This window comes from Celeribacter baekdonensis B30, from assembly GCF_000299875.1.
GTDB lineage: Bacteria > Pseudomonadota > Alphaproteobacteria > Rhodobacterales > Rhodobacteraceae > Celeribacter > Celeribacter baekdonensis_A.
Genome location: NZ_AMRK01000003.1, coordinates 437410 through 454294, shown reverse-complemented (window position 1 = coordinate 454294; position 16885 = coordinate 437410). Strand labels below are relative to the sequence as shown.

Below are 16885 nucleotides of genomic sequence, written 5' to 3'. Positions count from 1 at the left end.
GGCAGCCGCCGCTGCGGCCGCGGCTGCAGCGGCGAGTTTGGAGAAATCTTTCGGGCGCTCTTTCGGGATCAGAGAGGCGACGACAACGGGCGCAGTGGGCGCGGGGGCGTTGGCCCCGGCGACGATCGCCTCTTGGGCGGCCTGTTCCTGAGCGGAAGCCGGACGGAATTTTGGCCGGAACCCACCCAGTTGGGCGCGGGTGATGCCGCCCAGATTGGCCTTTTCATTGCTCTCAACCAAGGCCTCGGGCCGCAGTTTGGGGCGGAATTCGGCAAGCGCCAAACGCACCGGATCATCCGCCGCCACAGGGGCCGGATTGAGTGCGGTTTCCACCGCCTCATTCACCGCGCTGCCCGGACGGGCGCCGGGGACAATCGCGGGCCGTCCGGCATAAACCACCGTGCCATCCGGTGTCACCGTTCCCTCGGGGGTGGCGCGGATAAACCCGGCATCATCATAGTCATAGCGTGTGCCAAAAGGCGCAGGCGTGGGGGCCGCGCGCGGGGCCACATCACCCTGATGGCGGGCCACATCGACCAAAGCCCCCGCATCTTGCGATTGGATGCCGGGGTCGATCGAGGCGACGTAGACGTCATCCACGCTGTCTTCCACAACCGCGCCATCCCCCGCATCGGGGGCCAGCGGCCAAATGCCAGTCGCGGCATAATCGGCCGTGAGGTCCGCCAGATCGGCTTCGGTGGTCTCCGTCTCGGTGCCAAGCGGGGCGGGGCGGGTGGCCTCTTCCAACAGCTCAGGCGTCAATTCCGCCTCTTCATCAGCCGCATCGGTTTCGACCGCCAGATCCGCGTCGGACACGGGGGCGGCATCGGCCAGAACCGTATTCGGTACAGTTGGCTCGTCGTCGGGAAGAGACTCCGTGGCACTGGTCTCGGTGGGCGTCTCAGGGGGCTCAGACGACGGCAAAAGCCCGGCAATCAAACCGACCAGCAAGAGCAACGCCACCAACGCCCCGGTCAGGATCAACCCAAGGCGACGCGGTTTGCGCGCGGTCTCGCGGTTGCGGCGGCGGGCGCCGAAGACGGTCATTGCCTCGGCTTCATCACGGGTGTTGTCAACCGAGTCGAGACCCGCAGCGCGATCTGAGAGCGGCCTCATCGCCGTGTCGTCAACGCCGTTCTGAGCGACAGGTGCAGTGATGATATCGGCGGTGCTAAAACCTTTGGTGCTTTTCTTTGCGGGTTTCGCAAGCTCGGTTTTGGCCTTTGTGACAGCAGGTTTGGCCTTTTGCGCGGCGCGCACCGAGAGGGTTTTGAGCTTACCAAGGGTCGCGGCCGCTTTGCTGGGCTTGTCGGAGAGTGACGCGGGGGACGGTCGCGTTTGTACAGGCAAGGGCGCGGGCATGGGCGGCGGTTCCGGCAAAGGTCCGGTTTTACGCGGCTTGATCGGTTTGGGTTTGGGCGCGCTGTCGTCCGGGGCCAAAGGCAGGTCGCCCGAGGTCACAGGCACATGCACCGCGATATGCGGATGCTCTTGCGGCGCGGGATCGGCGGGCGTTTGCGGCACGGAGGCAGGGGCCGCCATGTTGGGGAACGGCGCGGATGTGACCTCGGGGGATTTGCGCACATCGGCCAGGACCCGCGACGGCTGGGCCGACACGCGCGGCACACCCGACGGGGTCTCAGGATCGTCCGCCGGTGCGGTGGTCAAAACGCGACGGGATTGAAACGAAGAGGGCGCTTCGGGTGTCGCGGCATTGGAGTCATCTGGTGCGTCTGGCGTATCAGTCGGGGCGACCTTTGGCTCTTGCGCTTCGGGCGTAAGAAAATTGGCCTCAAGCCTGTCGGACGCCCTCCCGTCCTCGGGCTTGAACGCGGGCTCCGGTTCCTGTCGCGGGGCAGGTGTTTCGATCTGCTCTGCCTGCTTGGGAGCAACATCAGCCGCCTTTTCAGTCGTCTGGCCCTGGTCTACATCGGCAATCGCTGCGGGTTCGGGCGCAGGGGCATGAACTGGTTCGGGAATGGGCGCAGGCTCCACCTCGCGATGCGCCAAAATCGTAATCGCCTCAACGTCCGGTTCAATTCGTGTCTTTGCTCCGACCAAATCGTCGGCGGCTTTGGCACGGCCAAAAAACGGCTCGCCCAGATAGGTTTCAGCCTCGGGCAGAGCGACAAAAGACACCGGGTTGAACCGATGCTCCGTGGCGAAAGCTTCTGCTTCTTCAAGGGTTTCCTTGGCGACAACCGCGACTTGGATGGTGCCGGATGTCACCACCCAATCCCAAACCAAATCGGTCAGGGCATAGGGGGTCGCCCCCTCAAGCGAAGCGCGAATAGCGGTCTCGCGCGCCCTGTCTGAGCCTCCGGGATCGGGCAGGCTGCGATAAAGGATTTGACTGTTCGGAATGACCAGTTTGGTGGCCAGTCCGGCCGTCGAGACCGCAGTGGCGGTGCGTCGCAGATCGGCCAGCTCTTTGGCCATGTCGGGGGCATCCAGCGCGACCTCGCCCATATGATGCCACCCGGCGGAGGCGCGGTGCAACAGAACGATGCCATCATGGCTTAGGTTGAGGGCAAAATTCGGTTTCATTTCCGGGGACTGGCTCGGTTTGACGCGGTTCGAGAGGCACCCTAACGCAGCTTTTGGATGGTGCAAAGCGAAACCGACCCCGGATTTGGTTGTGGTACTGCGGCGGGCGAACTCTTGCCGCCCCGCCGGGAGGACCGTGCCTCAGCGCTGCCGGGGCACACCCGCCTTAGCGCATCCAAAGCCCGGCTTTTTTGATTTGATTGCGGATCATCTGTTCGCGCCGGGGCAAATGGTCGCGATCAAACATGGCGCGGATTTTTTCGCCTTTGGGTTGATAGACCAAGCGTTTGATCGGCTCATATTCTTTGAGCACCTTTTTGATCCAGTTGGGCGAAGACACCTCGCGCAGCACCTCGACGGCATGCTCGCTTTCGCGGGCAAACAGCAGCGGAAAAGTGCGGTAATGGCACGAGATCGCGCCATCAAGCGTGTTCTTTGGCAAGGTGGTGCGCGCACCGCCAAAGGAATGGATCACCAAGGGCAAGGCCACCTGATCGAGCCAAGGATCAAAGGTCTGAAGCGCTGCGGCTTGGGGCGGATCATCGCGGATGGCGAGGGCGTAGTCCAAGAACCGCTGACCAAATTCATGCGGGCATTTGTAAAAGAAAAAGCCCGCGTTGAAATAGAGGTAGCGGCGCCAATATTCGTCCGGTTGATCGAGATCGAGCGTGGTTTCAAACTCCAGCCCGAATTTGTCATAGAGCGATTTCCAAATCTCGCCATAACCCGGTCCGTACAGTTCGATTTGCGGCCAGGTGCCTTCGACCTTTTGACTGGCGCAGGGACGGTCAAAATCGAACGGCACTTCGGAAACTGGCCCGGTGATCAGCGTGTCACTGTCGAAAAACACGAAAGGCTCGCCCTTGGGCAGGGCAAACAGCGCCTCGATTTTATTGCCATAGGGGTAGGCCTGGCCGAAATGGCGCGATTCAAACGGCAGGATCTCCGCATCAAGGCGTTTGAACGCCTCCAGCGCATCGGATTGTTTCATCCGCGGATCGCCATTCCAAAGCGCGCCCGGTTGCGGTTCGGCGATGAACAGCCGACCTTTGAATTCCGGGTCCGAGGCACGCAAAGAGGCCGCGAACAGCAAAGCCTCATACATCAATCGGCCACTCTGGCCGACGACGACAATATTGAACGGAACGGGATTTTGAGGCTTACTGGTCATACGCACTACTTTGATCTGATCGGGAGGACACCTGTTCGTTGGAGTATAAGGTGGTTCGTTGTGTATCAAAAGGTGCTAATTCCCTTGTTTGCAAAAGGATTGTTTCCATGAGGCCCGTCATCGCCACTCTTCTGCTTTTCGCGGCCACCTTTGGGGCCCACACCCCCGCAATGGCTGAAAATTTCACCACAGCGGCGGAAGTTAAGCCGATTTTGCAAGCGACCAAACCGCAATGGGTCGCCGTGCGCAGCTATGACGGCCAAGACCTTTTGTATTTCACCAATCTTTTGTCGTGGCGTTGTGGGGTGAGCGAGATTTTCTATGCGGTCAATGGTGGTGACATGGTGCCGTTTCAGGCCGAACCTTGTTACATGGACAGCGCGCAACCCAACGCCCTGAAGGCCGAGAGCCTCGACAGTATTTTGGTGATGTTCGCGCCGGGATCGGTGCAAACCGTGTCGGTGAATGTGATCTTTGACGATGGCACATCCGATCAGGCGCACTATGAGCGCAAGGCGATCGAGATTCAGTAGCGCGATTTCGTGTGCGCAGCACGTCGGTCCGAAAATTCACCATCGCCCGCCAACTGCGTGGCATGGCTTTGACGTCAGAGCCAAATCCCGGCGGCCTCGGTTTGGCCGCCGGATTGATAAATGCATGGTCTGTTTCCTGACTGGCGCAGTCAAGCTGTGGATTTTCATTGTCTAATGGGGTGTTTTCCATCACTTTATAGTAAAGTGATTGGAAATTTCTATCATGCTGGACAAGCTCGACATGTTTATCGCGGTGGCGCGCGAACATCATTTTGGCCGCGCCGCCGTGAGCCTCGGCATCACCCAACCGACGCTCTCGGCGGGGATCAAACAGTTGGAGGATCAACTGGGGGTGCAACTGATCTTTCGCGGTTCGCGCTATGGCGGGTTGACACCGGAGGGCACGCGGGCCTTGGATTGGGCGCGGCGGATCACGGGCGACGCGCGACAGTTGCGCGAGGAGATGCGCTCGACCCGGCATGGCCTGTCCGGTCAGCTTCGCATTGCGGTGATCCCAACGGCGCTGAACCTGGTTGCCAAATTGGCCGATGCGGTCAGTCGCAAACACCCGAAAGTGCGCTTTGTCATCCTGTCGCGCCCCTCACGGGATATTTTGGCGATGTTGGAGAATTTCGAGATCGACGCGGGCCTGTCTTATCTGGACAACGAACCGATGGGCCGGGTCGAAACCGAGGCCTTGGGGCAGGAGCGCCTGGTGCTGGTTTGCGCCAAGACATCGCCCTTTGCCAGCCGTACAGAAGTGGACTGGGGTGAGCTGAATGGGCAAAAACTGGCGCTGATGACACCGGACATGCAAAACCGCCGGATCATCAACCAGGCTTTCATGCGCGCGGGCATCGCCCCCGAAGCGCAAATCGAATCCAACTCGATCCTTGCCCTGATCGCCAATGTGGCGGCGGGGGAGTGGATCACGGTCCTGCCCGATGACATCGCGCGGTTTTTGGCCGAGGGCAAGGGGCTGTCCTTGGTGCCGATGAGCGGCACAGAGGGACGGGAGAGCCATACTGTTGGCCTCGTCGTGCCGCAGCGCGCGCCCCACACACCAGTGATCGAGGCACTTTTGGCCGAGGCGCGGCGGATGCGGGGGGAAACAGGGGCACGTTGATAGGAAGTTTCTATCAGTTAACGGAATAGCGATATTGACCTTTTGTGTGTCGCTCGGGTTTTGTGGTGGAAATGACCAAAGAGGCCAGCCATGCGCACCCGAATGCCAGCCCAGTCCGATCTGACGCCGCCTGACGTGACAGACATCGAAGCCGTGATCCGCCCGTTTTTGGCGCTCGAAGGCCCGCTCTTGCCAATGCTGCACGCGCTGCAAGAGGCCTATGGTTATGTCCCCGAGAGCGCTTACGCGCCGCTCTGTGCCGCGCTGAACATCACCCGCGCCGAACTCAAAGGCGTGCTGTCGTTTTACCATGATTTTCGCACCCGCCCGTCGGGCAAACATGTGTTGAAAATCTGCCGTGCCGAGGCCTGTCAGGCGATGGGCGCGACGGCCATGGCGGATCGGTTGTTGAAAAAACTGGGTCTGGAGTGGCACGGCACCACCGCCAATGGCGCGGTCACCGTTGAGCCGGTCTATTGCCTTGGTCTTTGCGCCTGCGCCCCCGCCGCGATGGTGGACGGCAAGGTGATCGGTCGGGTCGGTGACGCGCGTTTGGATACGGTTTTGGCGGAGGTTGGTGCATGAAAATCTATGTCCCCATGGACAGCGCCGCCAAGGCGCTGGGTGCCGATGACGTGGCCGGGGTGTTGGCTGCCGAGGCGCAAAAGCGCGGCCTTGAGGTCGAGATCATCCGCAACGGTACGCGCGGCATGATCTGGCTTGAACCGCTTGTTGAGATTGAGAAAGACGGCGTGCGTCAGGCCTATGGTCCGATTGCCCCCACCGATGTGGGCGCGCTTTTGGACGGTCGCGTTGACACGCATGGCTCGGTTGAAGACATCCCGTTTTTCGCCCGCCAAACCCGCCTGACCTTTGCTCGCTGCGGCCTCACCGATCCGCTTTCCATCGCGGATTATGAGGCCCATGGGGGGCTTGAAGGTCTCAAACGTGCGATTGCCATGTCGCAAGACGCGATCATTGATGAGGTCAAACTCTCCGGTCTGCGCGGACGTGGCGGCGCGGGCTTTCCGACCGGGATCAAATGGGACACCGTGCGCTTGGCCCATGCGCCGCAAAAATACATCGTCTGCAATGCGGACGAGGGCGACAGCGGCACCTTTGCCGACCGGATGATCATGGAAGGCGACCCGTTCACCCTGATCGAAGGCATGACCATCGCCGGGATCGGCTGTGGCGCCACCAAAGGTTATATCTACATTCGCTCCGAATACCCGGACGCCATCGCCGTCATGTCCCGTGCGGTCGAGATTGCGCGCGCCGCGGGCGTTTTGGGCGTGGACATTCTGGGGTCGGGCAAGGCGTTTGACATGGAGGTCCGCACCGGGGCCGGAGCCTATGTGTGCGGCGAAGAGACCTCGTTGCTCAACTCGCTCGAAGGCAAACGCGGCGTGGTCCGCGCCAAGCCGCCTTTGCCCGCGTTGGAGGGGTTCCTCGGTCGCCCCACTGTGGTGAACAACGTAATTTCTCTGGCAACTGTGCCAGTGATCTTTGCCAAGGGCGCGGAGCATTACGCGAGCTTCGGTCTGGGGCGCTCAAAAGGCACGATGCCGATCCAGATTGCAGGAAATGTGAAATTTGGTGGCCTGTTTGAGACCGCTTTCGGCATGCCGTTGGGCGAATTGGTCAACACAGTCGCGGGCGGCACCGCCACTGGGCGGCCTGTCAAAGCGGTGCAAGTTGGCGGACCTTTGGGGGCCTATCTGCACCCGGATCAGTTTGACACGCCCTTTGGCTATGAAGAATTCGACGGGCAAAAGGCGCTCATCGGTCATGCCGGGATTGTGGTGTTTGATGACAGCGCCGACATGTTGTCGATGGCACGGTTTGCGATGGAATTTTGTGCGGTGGAAAGCTGTGGCAAATGCACGCCCTGCCGGATCGGTGCGGTGCGCGGTGTTGAGACGATTGACCGAATTGCCGAAGGCGACACAGGCGCAATCGAATTGCTCACCGATCTTTGCGAGGTGATGACCGATGGCTCGCTGTGCGCCTTGGGCGGGTTCACGCCCTTTCCGGTGATGTCGGCACTGCGACATTTCCCCGAAGATTTCGCCCCGCAAAAGGAGGCCGCAGAATGAAAGATTTCATCATCCCCGGACAGAATGACGCGTGGGGCAATGGCATTCAGGATGAGACAGATCGCGGCACTCCGGCGCACACCGGCGCGCCCGTGACGCTGACCATCGACGGTATGGAGATCACCGTGCCTGCGGGCACATCGGTGATGCGCGCGGCCTCCGAACTGGGCATCCAAGTGCCGAAACTTTGCGCCACCGACAGTCTTGAGGCCTTTGGCTCCTGCCGTCTTTGCGCGGTCGAAATCGAAGGGCGTCGCGGCACACCCGCGTCGTGCACCACACCGGTTCACGCCGGGATGACGGTCCACACTCAGACCCCGAAACTGCGCAAGCTGCGTAAGGGGGTGATGGAGCTTTACATCTCGGATCACCCGCTCGATTGCCTGACCTGTGCCGCCAACAATGATTGCGAATTGCAGGATATGGCCGGGGCCGTGGGCCTGCGCGATGTGCGCTATAAAGCACCGGAAAGCGCGCCACTGGCCAACCATTTCGAAGCGCGCGACACCTCAGGCGCGGCCAATCCCGAATGGTTGCCGAAAGACGACAGCAACCCGTATTTCACCTATGACGCCTCCAAATGTATCGTCTGCAACCGCTGTGTGCGGGCCTGCGAAGAGGTTCAGGGGACATTTGCCCTGACCATCGAAGGGCGCGGCTTTGACAGCCGCGTTGCGGTCGGGGCGGAAAATTTCATGGCCTCCGATTGCGTGTCCTGTGGCGCCTGTGTTCAGGCCTGCCCAACCGCGACCTTGCAGGAAAAATCCGTCATTGAACTCGGCACGCCGGATCGGTCCGTTGTCACCACCTGCGCCTATTGTGGTGTTGGCTGTAGCTTTAAGGCGGAGATGCAGGGCGATCAATTGGTTCGCATGGTGCCCTATAAACATGGCAAGGCGAACCGGGGTCATTCCTGTGTCAAAGGCCGGTTTGCCTATGGCTATGCCTCGCATTCGGACCGCATCCTCAACCCGATGATCCGCGACAGCGTCGATCAGCCGTGGAAAGAGGTGTCTTGGGAGGAGGCGCTTGACTTTGCCGCCAAGAAACTCGTCGGGCTTCAGGCCAAATACGGCCAAAAGAGCATTGGCGTGATCACCTCGTCGCGCTGCACCAATGAGGAAACCTATCTGGTGCAAAAACTCACCCGCGCGGTGTTTGGCAACAACAACACCGACACCTGCGCGCGCGTCTGCCATTCACCGACAGGCTATGGGTTAGGCCAAACATTCGGCACCTCCGCCGGGACACAGGATTTTGATTCCGTTGAGAAATCCGATGTGATCATCGTCATTGGCGCGAACCCGACGGATGGCCACCCGGTTTTTGCCTCGCGCCTGCGCAAACGCTTGCGTCAAGGGGCGAAACTGATCGTGGTGGACCCACGCCGGATCGACCTTTTGCACACGCCACATATGGGCGAGGGCCATCATTTGCCACTCAAACCCGGCACCAATGTTGCCGTGGTCTCGGCCCTCTCGCATGTCATCGTGACCGAAGGGCTGATGGATGAGGCGTTTATCAAAGCGCGCTGTGATCTCGACGCGTGGGAGGATTACAAAGCCTTTATCAGTGAAGATCGACACGCACCCGAAGCCACAGAGGCGCTCACCGGCGTGCCGGCCGCGACCCTGCGGGATGCGGCGCGGGCCTTTGCGACGGGGGGCAATGGCGCGATCTATTATGGGCTTGGCGTTACCGAACACTCTCAGGGTTCGACCACAGTGATGGCCATCGCCAACCTTGCGATGATGACCGGCAACATTGGCCGCGAGGGCGTGGGCGTGAACCCGCTGCGCGGTCAAAACAACGTCCAGGGGTCATGTGATATGGGCTCTTTCCCGCATGAATTTCCGGGCTACCGCCATGTGCACGGCGATGAGGTGCGGCAGATGTTTGAACAGGTCTGGGGGGTGTCTTTGGACGCGGAACCGGGCTTGCGCATTCCGAATATGTTGGACGCGGCGGTCGATGGCACCTTTAAGGGTCTGTATTGTCAGGGCGAAGACATCCTGCAATCCGACCCCGACACCAAACATGTGGCGGCTGGTCTGGCGGCGATGGACTGTGTCATCGTGCACGATCTGTTCCTCAATGAGACCGCCAATTACGCCCATGTGTTCTTGCCGGGATCGACGTTCTTGGAAAAAGACGGCACATTCACCAACGCCGAACGCCGGATCAACCGGGTGCGCAAAGTCATGGCACCGAAAAACGGCTATGCCGATTGGGAAGTCACCCAAATGCTGGCCAATGCCGTGTTAAAAGAAACCGGCGGCGCGCGCTGGACCTACACCCATCCGGCGGAAATCATGGATGAGATCGCCGACACAACACCGTCTTTTGCCGGTGTGGACTATGCGCTTTTGGAGGCCGAAGGCTCGGTGCAATGGCCCTGTAACGAGGAGCATCCGATTGGGACGCCCCTGATGCATGTGGATGGGTTCATGCGCGGCAAGGGGCGGTTCATCGTCACCGAATATATCCCGACCGACGAGAAAACCGGACCGCGCTTTCCGCTGTTGCTGACCACCGGGCGGATTCTGAGCCAATATAACGTTGGCGCGCAAACCCGGCGGACGGAGAATTCGCTTTGGCATGACCAAGACCTGTTGGAAATCCATCCGCATGACGCCGAAAATCGTGGACTCAAGGATGGCGATTGGGTGCGCTTGGCGTCGCGGTCGGGCGAAACGTCGCTGCGCGCCAAAGTGACGGATCGGGTTAGCCCCGGCGTGGTCTATACCACCTTCCACCACCCCGACACACAGGCCAATGTCATCACCACGGAGTATTCCGATTGGGCGACCAATTGCCCGGAATACAAGGTGACGGCGGTGCAGGTCGCGGCGTCCAACGGACCGAGCGACTGGCAGCAAACCTATTCGGCTCAGGCGGAAAAATCCCGTCGGATTGCGGCGGCTGAATGAGCGAAGTCACCATCTCCAAGTCCGGGGCCGCCATGGCCGTAGACGCCCTGCCGGAGGAGCAACCCGTGGCGCTGGTGTTCAATGGCTCGACGGCGGCGGTGATGATGGCATCGCCCTTTGATCTGCCGGATTTTCTGCGCGGATTTGCCCGTTCTGAAGGCATCGTGAAAGGGGCGGGTGAGGTCACGGAGGTGGTGGCCCTCCGCCATGAGACGGGCTTTGAGGTCCGTGGGCGCATCCCTGAAGATCGCTCCGAGGCGATGGATGCGCGCCGTCGTGCGGCGGTTGGTCCCGTTGGCTGCGGCCTGTGCGGCATCGACAGTCTGGCGCAGGCGAGTGCCTTTCCCGGACAAGTCGCACCGATGGAACCGGGGCTGATGGATCACGCCCGCGCGGCGCTTACGGCGTTGACTGCCGGACAGAAACGGCGCGAAGACGTGGGCGCGATGCATGCGGCGGGGTTTTTTGATGCCTCGGGATTGGTGGCGCTGCGCGAAGATGTTGGGCGGCACAATGCTTTGGACAAACTGATCGGTGCGCTTGAAACCCGCGATCTCACCAAAGGCGCGGTGTTGATCACCTCGCGGCTTTCGGTCGATTTGGTGCAAAAATGCGCGCGCGTCGGCGTGCCCGGATTGTTCAGCCTCTCAAGCCCGACCCGCGCAGCGGTCAATTTGGCCGGGCGTTGTGGCATGACGCTTTGCGTGATCCGGCGCGAGGCGATTGTGACCTATTCCACTGCGCAGACAGGAAAGGAAACCGTGCTGTGACCAATGATAAAATGATCTTGATGGCCAATCAAATTGCTGCGTTTTTCAACACCCAACCGGGGGCGGATCAGTCCAAAGGCGTGGCGCAGCACATCAAAGATTTTTGGGAGCCGCGGATGATTGCGCAACTGCGCGCTTATCTGGCCGAGGGCGGGCAGGGGCTTGATCCGTTGGTGATTGAGGCCGCAACACAGGTGTGATGCGGCCCCCAAATATTACATCCGCGCGGCGTGCCAGGCGACGTGATCGGCCAGAAAGGTGGAGATAAAATAGTAGCTGTGATCATAGCCCTCCTGCATCCGCAGGGTGAGCTTTTGACCTTTCGCGTCACAGATCGCTTGCAGCAACTCGGGCTTCAACTGGCCTTCCAGGAAATTATCCCCGGTACCTTGATCGACCAAAATATCCGGCACAGAGGCACCATCTTCGATCATAGCGCAGGCATCATACTGACGCCAAGTGTTCCGGTCCGCACCGATATAGCCGGTCAACGCCTTTTCACCCCACGGGCAATTCAGCGGCGAGACGATCGGCGAAAAGGCCGAGACGGATTTGAACCGATCCGGGTTGCGCAGCGCGATGGTCAGCGCGCCGTGCCCGCCCATCGAGTGACCCGTGATGCCCTGACGCGCCATGTCGGCGGGGAAATGCGCCGCGATCAGATCGGGCAATTCACTTTCGATATAGGCCTGCATCCGGTAGTTTTTTGCGAAAGGCTCCTCGGTCGCATTGACATAAAACCCCGCGCCCAGACCAAAATCATAGGCCCCATCGGCATCGTCCGGCACCCCCTCGCCACGAGGCGAGGTGTCGGGGGCGACGAAAATCACGCGATGTTCGGCACAAGCCGCACGAAACTCGCCTTTTTCGGTAACATTGGCATGGGTGCAGGTCAGGCCCGACAGGTACCAAAGCACCGGGAGTTTTTCTCCCGGCGCGTGATCTGGCACGAAAACGGAAAAGGTCATTTCCGTTCCGGTCTCGGTGGACGGGTGGGTGTAAACCCCCTGCGTGCCACCGAAGGCCTTGTTGGTTGAAACGGTTCCAAGCGTCATCAGAACACCACGACGGAACGGATCGACTTGCCCGCATGCATCAGATCAAAGCCTTTATTGATCTCATCCAAGGTCAGAACATGGGTGATCATCGGGTCGATTTCGATCTTGCCGTTCATGTACCAATCGACGATTTTCGGTACATCGGTCCGGCCTTTCGCGCCACCGAAGGCGGAGCCTTGCCACACACGACCGGTGACCAATTGGAACGGGCGGGTTGAGATTTCCTTGCCTGCTTCCGCCACGCCGATCACGGTCGACACGCCCCAACCCCGGTGACAGGCCTCAAGCGCTTGGCGCATCACGGTGGTGTTGCCGGTGCAGTCAAAGGTGTAATCCGCGCCGCCGTCGGTCAGCTCAACAAGGTGTTGAACGATGTCGCCTTCGACTTTGAGCGGGTTGACGAAATGGGTCATGCCAAAGCGTTTGCCCCATTCCTCTTTGTCGTCATTGATGTCGACGCCGATGATTTTATCTGCGCCAACCATCCGCGCCGCTTGCAACACGTTCAGGCCGATACCGCCCAAACCGAACACGATCACGTTCGATCCGACTTCGACCTTGGCCGAATTGGTCACAGCGCCGACACCCGTGGTCACGCCGCAGCCGATGTAACAGGCTTTGTCAAACGGGGCGTCTTCGCGGATTTTCGCCAGCGCGATTTCCGGCAGAACGGTGAAGTTCGAAAACGTCGAACAGCCCATGTAGTGATACAGCGTTTCGCCTTTGTAGCTGAACCGCGAGGTGCCGTCGGGCATCAGGCCTTTGCCTTGGGTGGCGCGGATCGAGGTACAGAGGTTGGTTTTGCCTGAGAGGCAAGATTTACATTCGCGACACTCGGGCGTGTAGAGCGGGATGACGTGATCGCCGGGCTTTACGGACTTAACCCCCGCGCCGACTTCGCGCACAATGCCCGCGCCTTCGTGACCCAAAACGCAAGGGAACAATCCCTCGCTGTCCAGCCCGTCGAGGGTGTAGGCGTCGGTGTGGCAAATGCCGGTCGCCATGATTTCAACCAAAACCTCGCCGGCCTTCGGGCCTTCAAGGTCAAGTTCTACGATTTCCAACGGTTTTTTGGCCTCAAAGGCCACGGCTGCGCGCGTTTTCATGGGGTCTCCTTACGGGGCGAAGTGTCTATCGCGTTATATCACAAGGGCACGATGCGTGAGCTTTGGCCCGCACATCGGAAATGAGAAGATTTCCCCATATTTCATGGGAAAATCGTCCTGTTTACGTTGCGGCAAAAAGCCTCTGAGGTCAAACGCTTGGGGGTCATTTTTTGCACAAAAGGGGTGTGTTTTTTCACCCCTATTTCGGCCTTGACCCCAGGTGATCCGGTAGAGGTCAAAAGCCGCGCGATCTTGTTGCTGTTCTCGGCTTTGATCTGGCGTTAAAAGAGGGGGATGAATGACCCATTTTCCAGTCTCAAGACGCTTTTGGACACGCCGTTTGACACGATCATCGACGTGCGCGCGCCCTTGGAATTTGCCGAGGATCATATCCCCGGTGCGATCAATTTGCCCGTTTTGAACGACCGTGAACGCGCCGAAGTGGGCACGATTTACAAACAAAAATCGCCGTTTTTGGCCCGCAAACTTGGTGCTGCCATGGTCGCGCGCAATGCCGCCACTCATATCGAAGGGCCGCTTGCGGACAAGAATGGCGGCTGGCAACCGCTGGTTTATTGTTGGCGCGGCGGGCAAAGATCGAACTCGTTTGCCTCGATTTTAAAGCAAATCGGCTGGCGGGTTGAGGTGTTGGAGGGTGGCTATAAAACATGGCGCAGGCTGGTGGTGGAGGCGCTTTATGATCACGCTCTGCCCTATCGGATCGTCTTGTTGGATGGCAATACGGGGACTGCAAAAACGGATATTCTTCAAAGGGTTGCCTCAAAGGGTGGGCAGGTTTTAGACCTCGAAGGACTGGCCCGTCATCGCGGGTCTATTTTTGGCGCGATGGGCACGCAGCCGTCGCAAAAAGGCTTTGAAACCGCGCTGGCCACTGCGCTCGCTGCGCTTGACCCGAGCCGCCCGGTTTTGGTCGAGGCGGAAAGTTCACGCATCGGGGCGCGCAACCTGCCCTCCATGCTTTGGGCCGCCATGTGTGATGCCCCGCGGATCGAGGTAAACGCCACGCTGGCCGCGCGGGCCGGGTATCTGGCCGAAGCCTACGCCGACCTTGTCGCGGATCGCGATCAGATGGATCAGCGCCTGGATCAGCTTGTGCCGTTGCAGGGCTATGAGCGCATTGATGCGTGGCGGGCGATGGCGCAGACCGGGGCCTTTGTCGATTTGGCGGAGGCGTTGATGGCGCATCATTACGATCCGCGCTACGAAAAAGCCCGTGCCCGCTATGCCCATGAGGTTTTGGAGCAGGTCGATCTTTTGGACATGAGCGAGACCGCACGGCAGGCGGCGGCCGAGCGGATCATCGCGAGGCTCAATACGCTCTGAACGGCTCACTCTGTCACAGACAGCAGCCCCGAAGTCTCTGTGATTTCTCCAATGATCGCTGAGGGATAGCCTGCATCGCGCAATGCACTGAGGAGTTTCTCGGCCCGCATTGGCGACACGGTGGCCAACAGTCCGCCCGCCGTTTGCGGATCAAACAACAGATCGGCGCGGGCGGTTTCTGGCCCTTGATATTCTGCGGCATAGGCGCGGTTGGCGGGAAAAATGGTCGAGCGCATCCCGGATTTCGCCAGCGTCAAAGCCCCCGGCAATAGCGGTACATCCACGAGGCGCAAATGCGCGCCAACCTGTGAGGCGCGGCAGATCCCAAGCAAATGCCCAGCCAATCCAAATCCGGTCACATCGGTCATCGCATGGGCCGCATTTAAAATCCGCGAGGCGGCGCCCGAGCTTTGCACCATCGAGGCATAGGCCCGTTCCATGTCGCGGCCATGGGCCTGCATCGCCATGTCCGCCGCCAACATCACACCCGTGCCAATCGGTTTGGTCAGAATGATCTGATCGCCCGGACGCGCGCCTTTGAGGGTAATAGGACGATCCAAAAGCCCGGTGACGGTAAAGCCCATCGACAGTTCCGCCCCCATAGATGTATGCCCGCCGATAATCTGCGCACCCTCTGCGGTAAAGACGTCCTGCGCCGCCTGCATGATCTCAGTGAGCCAACGTTCCTGTAACGCGGCGCTCAGAGGCGGTAGGGTGATCGTCGCCAAAACCGCCTGAGGTGCTGCCCCCATCGCCCAGATGTCACCCAGTGCATGGGTGGCGGTGATCCGGGTCATCAACACCGGATCGGTGACAAAGCTGCGCAGGTGATCGACCGAGGCCACTTGCCAGGTGTCGCCATGGGTCAAAATCGCGGCATCATCGCCGGGCAAATGCAGAACGTCACCGCGATCTGGGTGCGGGTCTGTGCCGTCCGAGGCGTGCAAAACGCGGGTCAAAATATCGCCCCCGACCTTGGCACCGCACGCGCCGCACATCGGCTTTTTGCCCTCCACCTCATCGCGCAGTCCCAAGGCCACGCTGTCTGGCAAAGGCTTTGCGGTCATCGGATCTAAGTCTTTGAGTTTCGACATGAATGCGAGATCAATATGGTTCTTCCACCGCCACATCACTGGTCCAGACATACGGATGCCAGCCTTATCGGCAAGCGCCGATTTCGACCCCAATGAGATCAGTTTGAGATAGTCGTTTTGCGGATGATAGGTGTGCAGATCGGCGCGCTCGGCGGGCTCCGATAAAAGTGCGCGCAGGTTGTAGAACAACACCGGGGCCTGCCGCACGGCGAACACCCCGGCTTTGGGACGTGGCGCATGGGCCATATGGGCGCAATCGCCCGCTGCTAAGATCATAGGGTCGGAGCTTTGCAAGCTCGGGCCAACGGTGACAAAGCCCTCGCTCAGATCAAGCCCGGTCTGTGCCAACCAATCATAAGGCCGCGCACCCGCCGCCCCCAAGGTAAAGTGGGAAGGCAGGGTGGACCCATCGCCAAGGATGATCGTCTCCGGGCCAATTTTGTCCACCTCGCACTGCGGGCGCAGGACGACGCCGGATGTCGCCAATGCCTCCAAGAGGGCGCGGCGGGTGCTGCGGCGCAACTCTGACAGGATCTCGCTGCGGTCGATCAGGGTGACTTTGGCCGAAGGGACCGCGCGCAAGGCATGGGCCATCGCCATGGCCAATTCCGCGCCTGCCACGCCGCCACCGATCACCGCCACCTCAGGCACCACCTCGCCGCGCAATGCGCGGGCGCGAAACGCGTGCCACCGGCTGGCGAAGGCCTCAAGTGGCTTGGCGGCGATGCCATGATCAGCAAAGCCCGGCAGATCGGGCATGGCGGAGGTGATGCCGATGTCGATGGAGGCGACATCATAGGCGATGGGGGGGCGGCCATCGACATGGATCAGCCTGGCCGCGCGATCAATGCCACTGGCGCGCCCCAAAACCGCCCGCGCCCCGGCAAACCGCGCTAAACGCAACAGGTCAAGTTCCAAATCCTGCCGTTGATAATGACCGGCGACAAACCCCGGCAACATGCCGGAATAGGCGGCAATCGCGCCGGGGTTGATCACCGTGACGCGCACACCGGGCAGGGGCTTCATGCCCCACCGTTTGAGGATCAACGCATGGGTGTGGCCGCCACCAATCAGGACCAAATCACGAGTGAGGGGAAGCTCTTGCAT

At 60.3% G+C, this 16885-nt stretch carries 13 protein-coding genes; 8 read left to right on the top strand and 5 right to left on the bottom strand.

What is annotated here, in order from left to right:
• On the bottom strand, positions 1 to 2547 hold a 2547-nt coding region (locus B30_RS08080; protein ID WP_009571556.1), incomplete at its 3' end, for a hypothetical protein.
• Between the two features lie 166 nt (positions 2548 to 2713).
• A complete protein-coding gene (locus B30_RS08075; protein ID WP_040402010.1) occupies positions 2714 to 3718 on the bottom strand; it encodes a hypothetical protein in 1005 nt (334 codons plus the stop codon).
• Between the two features lie 107 nt (positions 3719 to 3825).
• Between B30_RS08075 and B30_RS08070 the strand changes: the two genes are divergently transcribed.
• The 7 genes from B30_RS08070 to B30_RS08040 all read left to right on the top strand — a co-directional run bounded on the left by B30_RS08070 (position 3826) and on the right by B30_RS08040 (position 11376).
• A complete protein-coding gene (locus B30_RS08070) occupies positions 3826 to 4251 on the top strand; it encodes a hypothetical protein (protein ID WP_009571554.1) in 426 nt (141 codons plus the stop codon).
• A gap of 223 nt (positions 4252 to 4474) precedes the next feature.
• Positions 4475 to 5377 (top strand): LysR family transcriptional regulator, encoded by a 903-nt coding sequence (locus tag B30_RS08065; protein WP_009571553.1) that lies wholly within the window; start codon positions 4475 to 4477, stop codon positions 5375 to 5377.
• A gap of 90 nt (positions 5378 to 5467) precedes the next feature.
• Positions 5468 to 5962 carry a formate dehydrogenase subunit gamma gene (locus B30_RS08060; RefSeq protein WP_009571552.1) on the top strand — a complete coding sequence of 165 codons (495 nt, stop codon included), beginning with the start codon at positions 5468 to 5470 and terminating at the stop codon, positions 5960 to 5962.
• Positions 5959 to 7476 carry a formate dehydrogenase beta subunit gene (locus tag B30_RS08055; protein ID WP_009571551.1) on the top strand — a complete coding sequence of 506 codons (1518 nt, stop codon included), beginning with the start codon at positions 5959 to 5961 and terminating at the stop codon, positions 7474 to 7476. Before B30_RS08060 ends, B30_RS08055 begins: the two co-directional genes overlap by 4 nt.
• A complete protein-coding gene (gene fdhF / locus B30_RS08050; RefSeq protein ID WP_009571550.1) occupies positions 7473 to 10406 on the top strand; it encodes a formate dehydrogenase subunit alpha in 2934 nt (977 codons plus the stop codon). Before B30_RS08055 ends, fdhF begins: the two co-directional genes overlap by 4 nt.
• Positions 10403 to 11176: a formate dehydrogenase accessory sulfurtransferase FdhD gene (fdhD, locus tag B30_RS08045; protein ID WP_009571549.1), complete on the top strand. Its 774-nt coding sequence runs from the start codon at positions 10403 to 10405 to the stop codon at positions 11174 to 11176. Before fdhF ends, fdhD begins: the two co-directional genes overlap by 4 nt.
• On the top strand, positions 11173 to 11376 hold the full coding sequence (locus B30_RS08040; RefSeq protein WP_009571548.1) for a formate dehydrogenase subunit delta: 204 nt from the start codon (positions 11173 to 11175) through the stop codon (positions 11374 to 11376). The genes fdhD and B30_RS08040 overlap by 4 nt, the downstream gene beginning before the upstream one ends.
• A 15-nt stretch (positions 11377 to 11391) precedes the next feature.
• Here the strand turns inward: B30_RS08040 and fghA are convergent, their stop codons facing one another.
• Complete coding sequence (fghA, locus tag B30_RS08035) at positions 11392 to 12231, bottom strand: S-formylglutathione hydrolase (RefSeq protein WP_009571547.1); 840 nt, start codon at positions 12229 to 12231, stop codon at positions 11392 to 11394.
• Positions 12231 to 13340: an S-(hydroxymethyl)glutathione dehydrogenase/class III alcohol dehydrogenase gene (locus tag B30_RS08030; protein ID WP_009571546.1), complete on the bottom strand. Its 1110-nt coding sequence runs from the start codon at positions 13338 to 13340 to the stop codon at positions 12231 to 12233. The genes fghA and B30_RS08030 overlap by 1 nt, the downstream gene beginning before the upstream one ends.
• Before the next feature lie 294 nt (positions 13341 to 13634).
• Here B30_RS08030 and mnmH point away from each other — a divergent pair, with 294 nt between their 5' ends.
• Positions 13635 to 14684, top strand: coding sequence for a tRNA 2-selenouridine(34) synthase MnmH (gene mnmH, locus B30_RS08025; protein ID WP_009571545.1), 1050 nt, complete (start codon positions 13635 to 13637; stop codon positions 14682 to 14684).
• 5 nt (positions 14685 to 14689) lie between these two features.
• Here mnmH and selD read toward each other — a convergent pair whose 3' ends face one another.
• Positions 14690 to 16885: a selenide, water dikinase SelD gene (gene selD, locus B30_RS08020; RefSeq protein WP_009571544.1), complete on the bottom strand. Its 2196-nt coding sequence runs from the start codon at positions 16883 to 16885 to the stop codon at positions 14690 to 14692.

Coding starts and splice junctions, on each gene's coding strand:
- B30_RS08075 (WP_040402010.1), bottom strand. CDS start 3,718: ATGACCAGTAAGCCTCAAAATCCCGTTCCGTTCAATATTGTCGTCGTC.
- B30_RS08070 (WP_009571554.1), top strand. CDS start 3,826: ATGAGGCCCGTCATCGCCACTCTTCTGCTTTTCGCGGCCACCTTTGGG.
- B30_RS08065 (WP_009571553.1), top strand. CDS start 4,475: ATGCTGGACAAGCTCGACATGTTTATCGCGGTGGCGCGCGAACATCAT.
- B30_RS08060 (WP_009571552.1), top strand. CDS start 5,468: ATGCGCACCCGAATGCCAGCCCAGTCCGATCTGACGCCGCCTGACGTG.
- B30_RS08055 (WP_009571551.1), top strand. CDS start 5,959: ATGAAAATCTATGTCCCCATGGACAGCGCCGCCAAGGCGCTGGGTGCC.
- fdhF (WP_009571550.1), top strand. CDS start 7,473: ATGAAAGATTTCATCATCCCCGGACAGAATGACGCGTGGGGCAATGGC.
- fdhD (WP_009571549.1), top strand. CDS start 10,403: ATGAGCGAAGTCACCATCTCCAAGTCCGGGGCCGCCATGGCCGTAGAC.
- fghA (WP_009571547.1), bottom strand. CDS start 12,231: ATGACGCTTGGAACCGTTTCAACCAACAAGGCCTTCGGTGGCACGCAG.
- B30_RS08030 (WP_009571546.1), bottom strand. CDS start 13,340: ATGAAAACGCGCGCAGCCGTGGCCTTTGAGGCCAAAAAACCGTTGGAA.
- mnmH (WP_009571545.1), top strand. CDS start 13,635: ATGAATGACCCATTTTCCAGTCTCAAGACGCTTTTGGACACGCCGTTT.
- selD (WP_009571544.1), bottom strand. CDS start 16,885: ATGCAAGAGCTTCCCCTCACTCGTGATTTGGTCCTGATTGGTGGCGGC.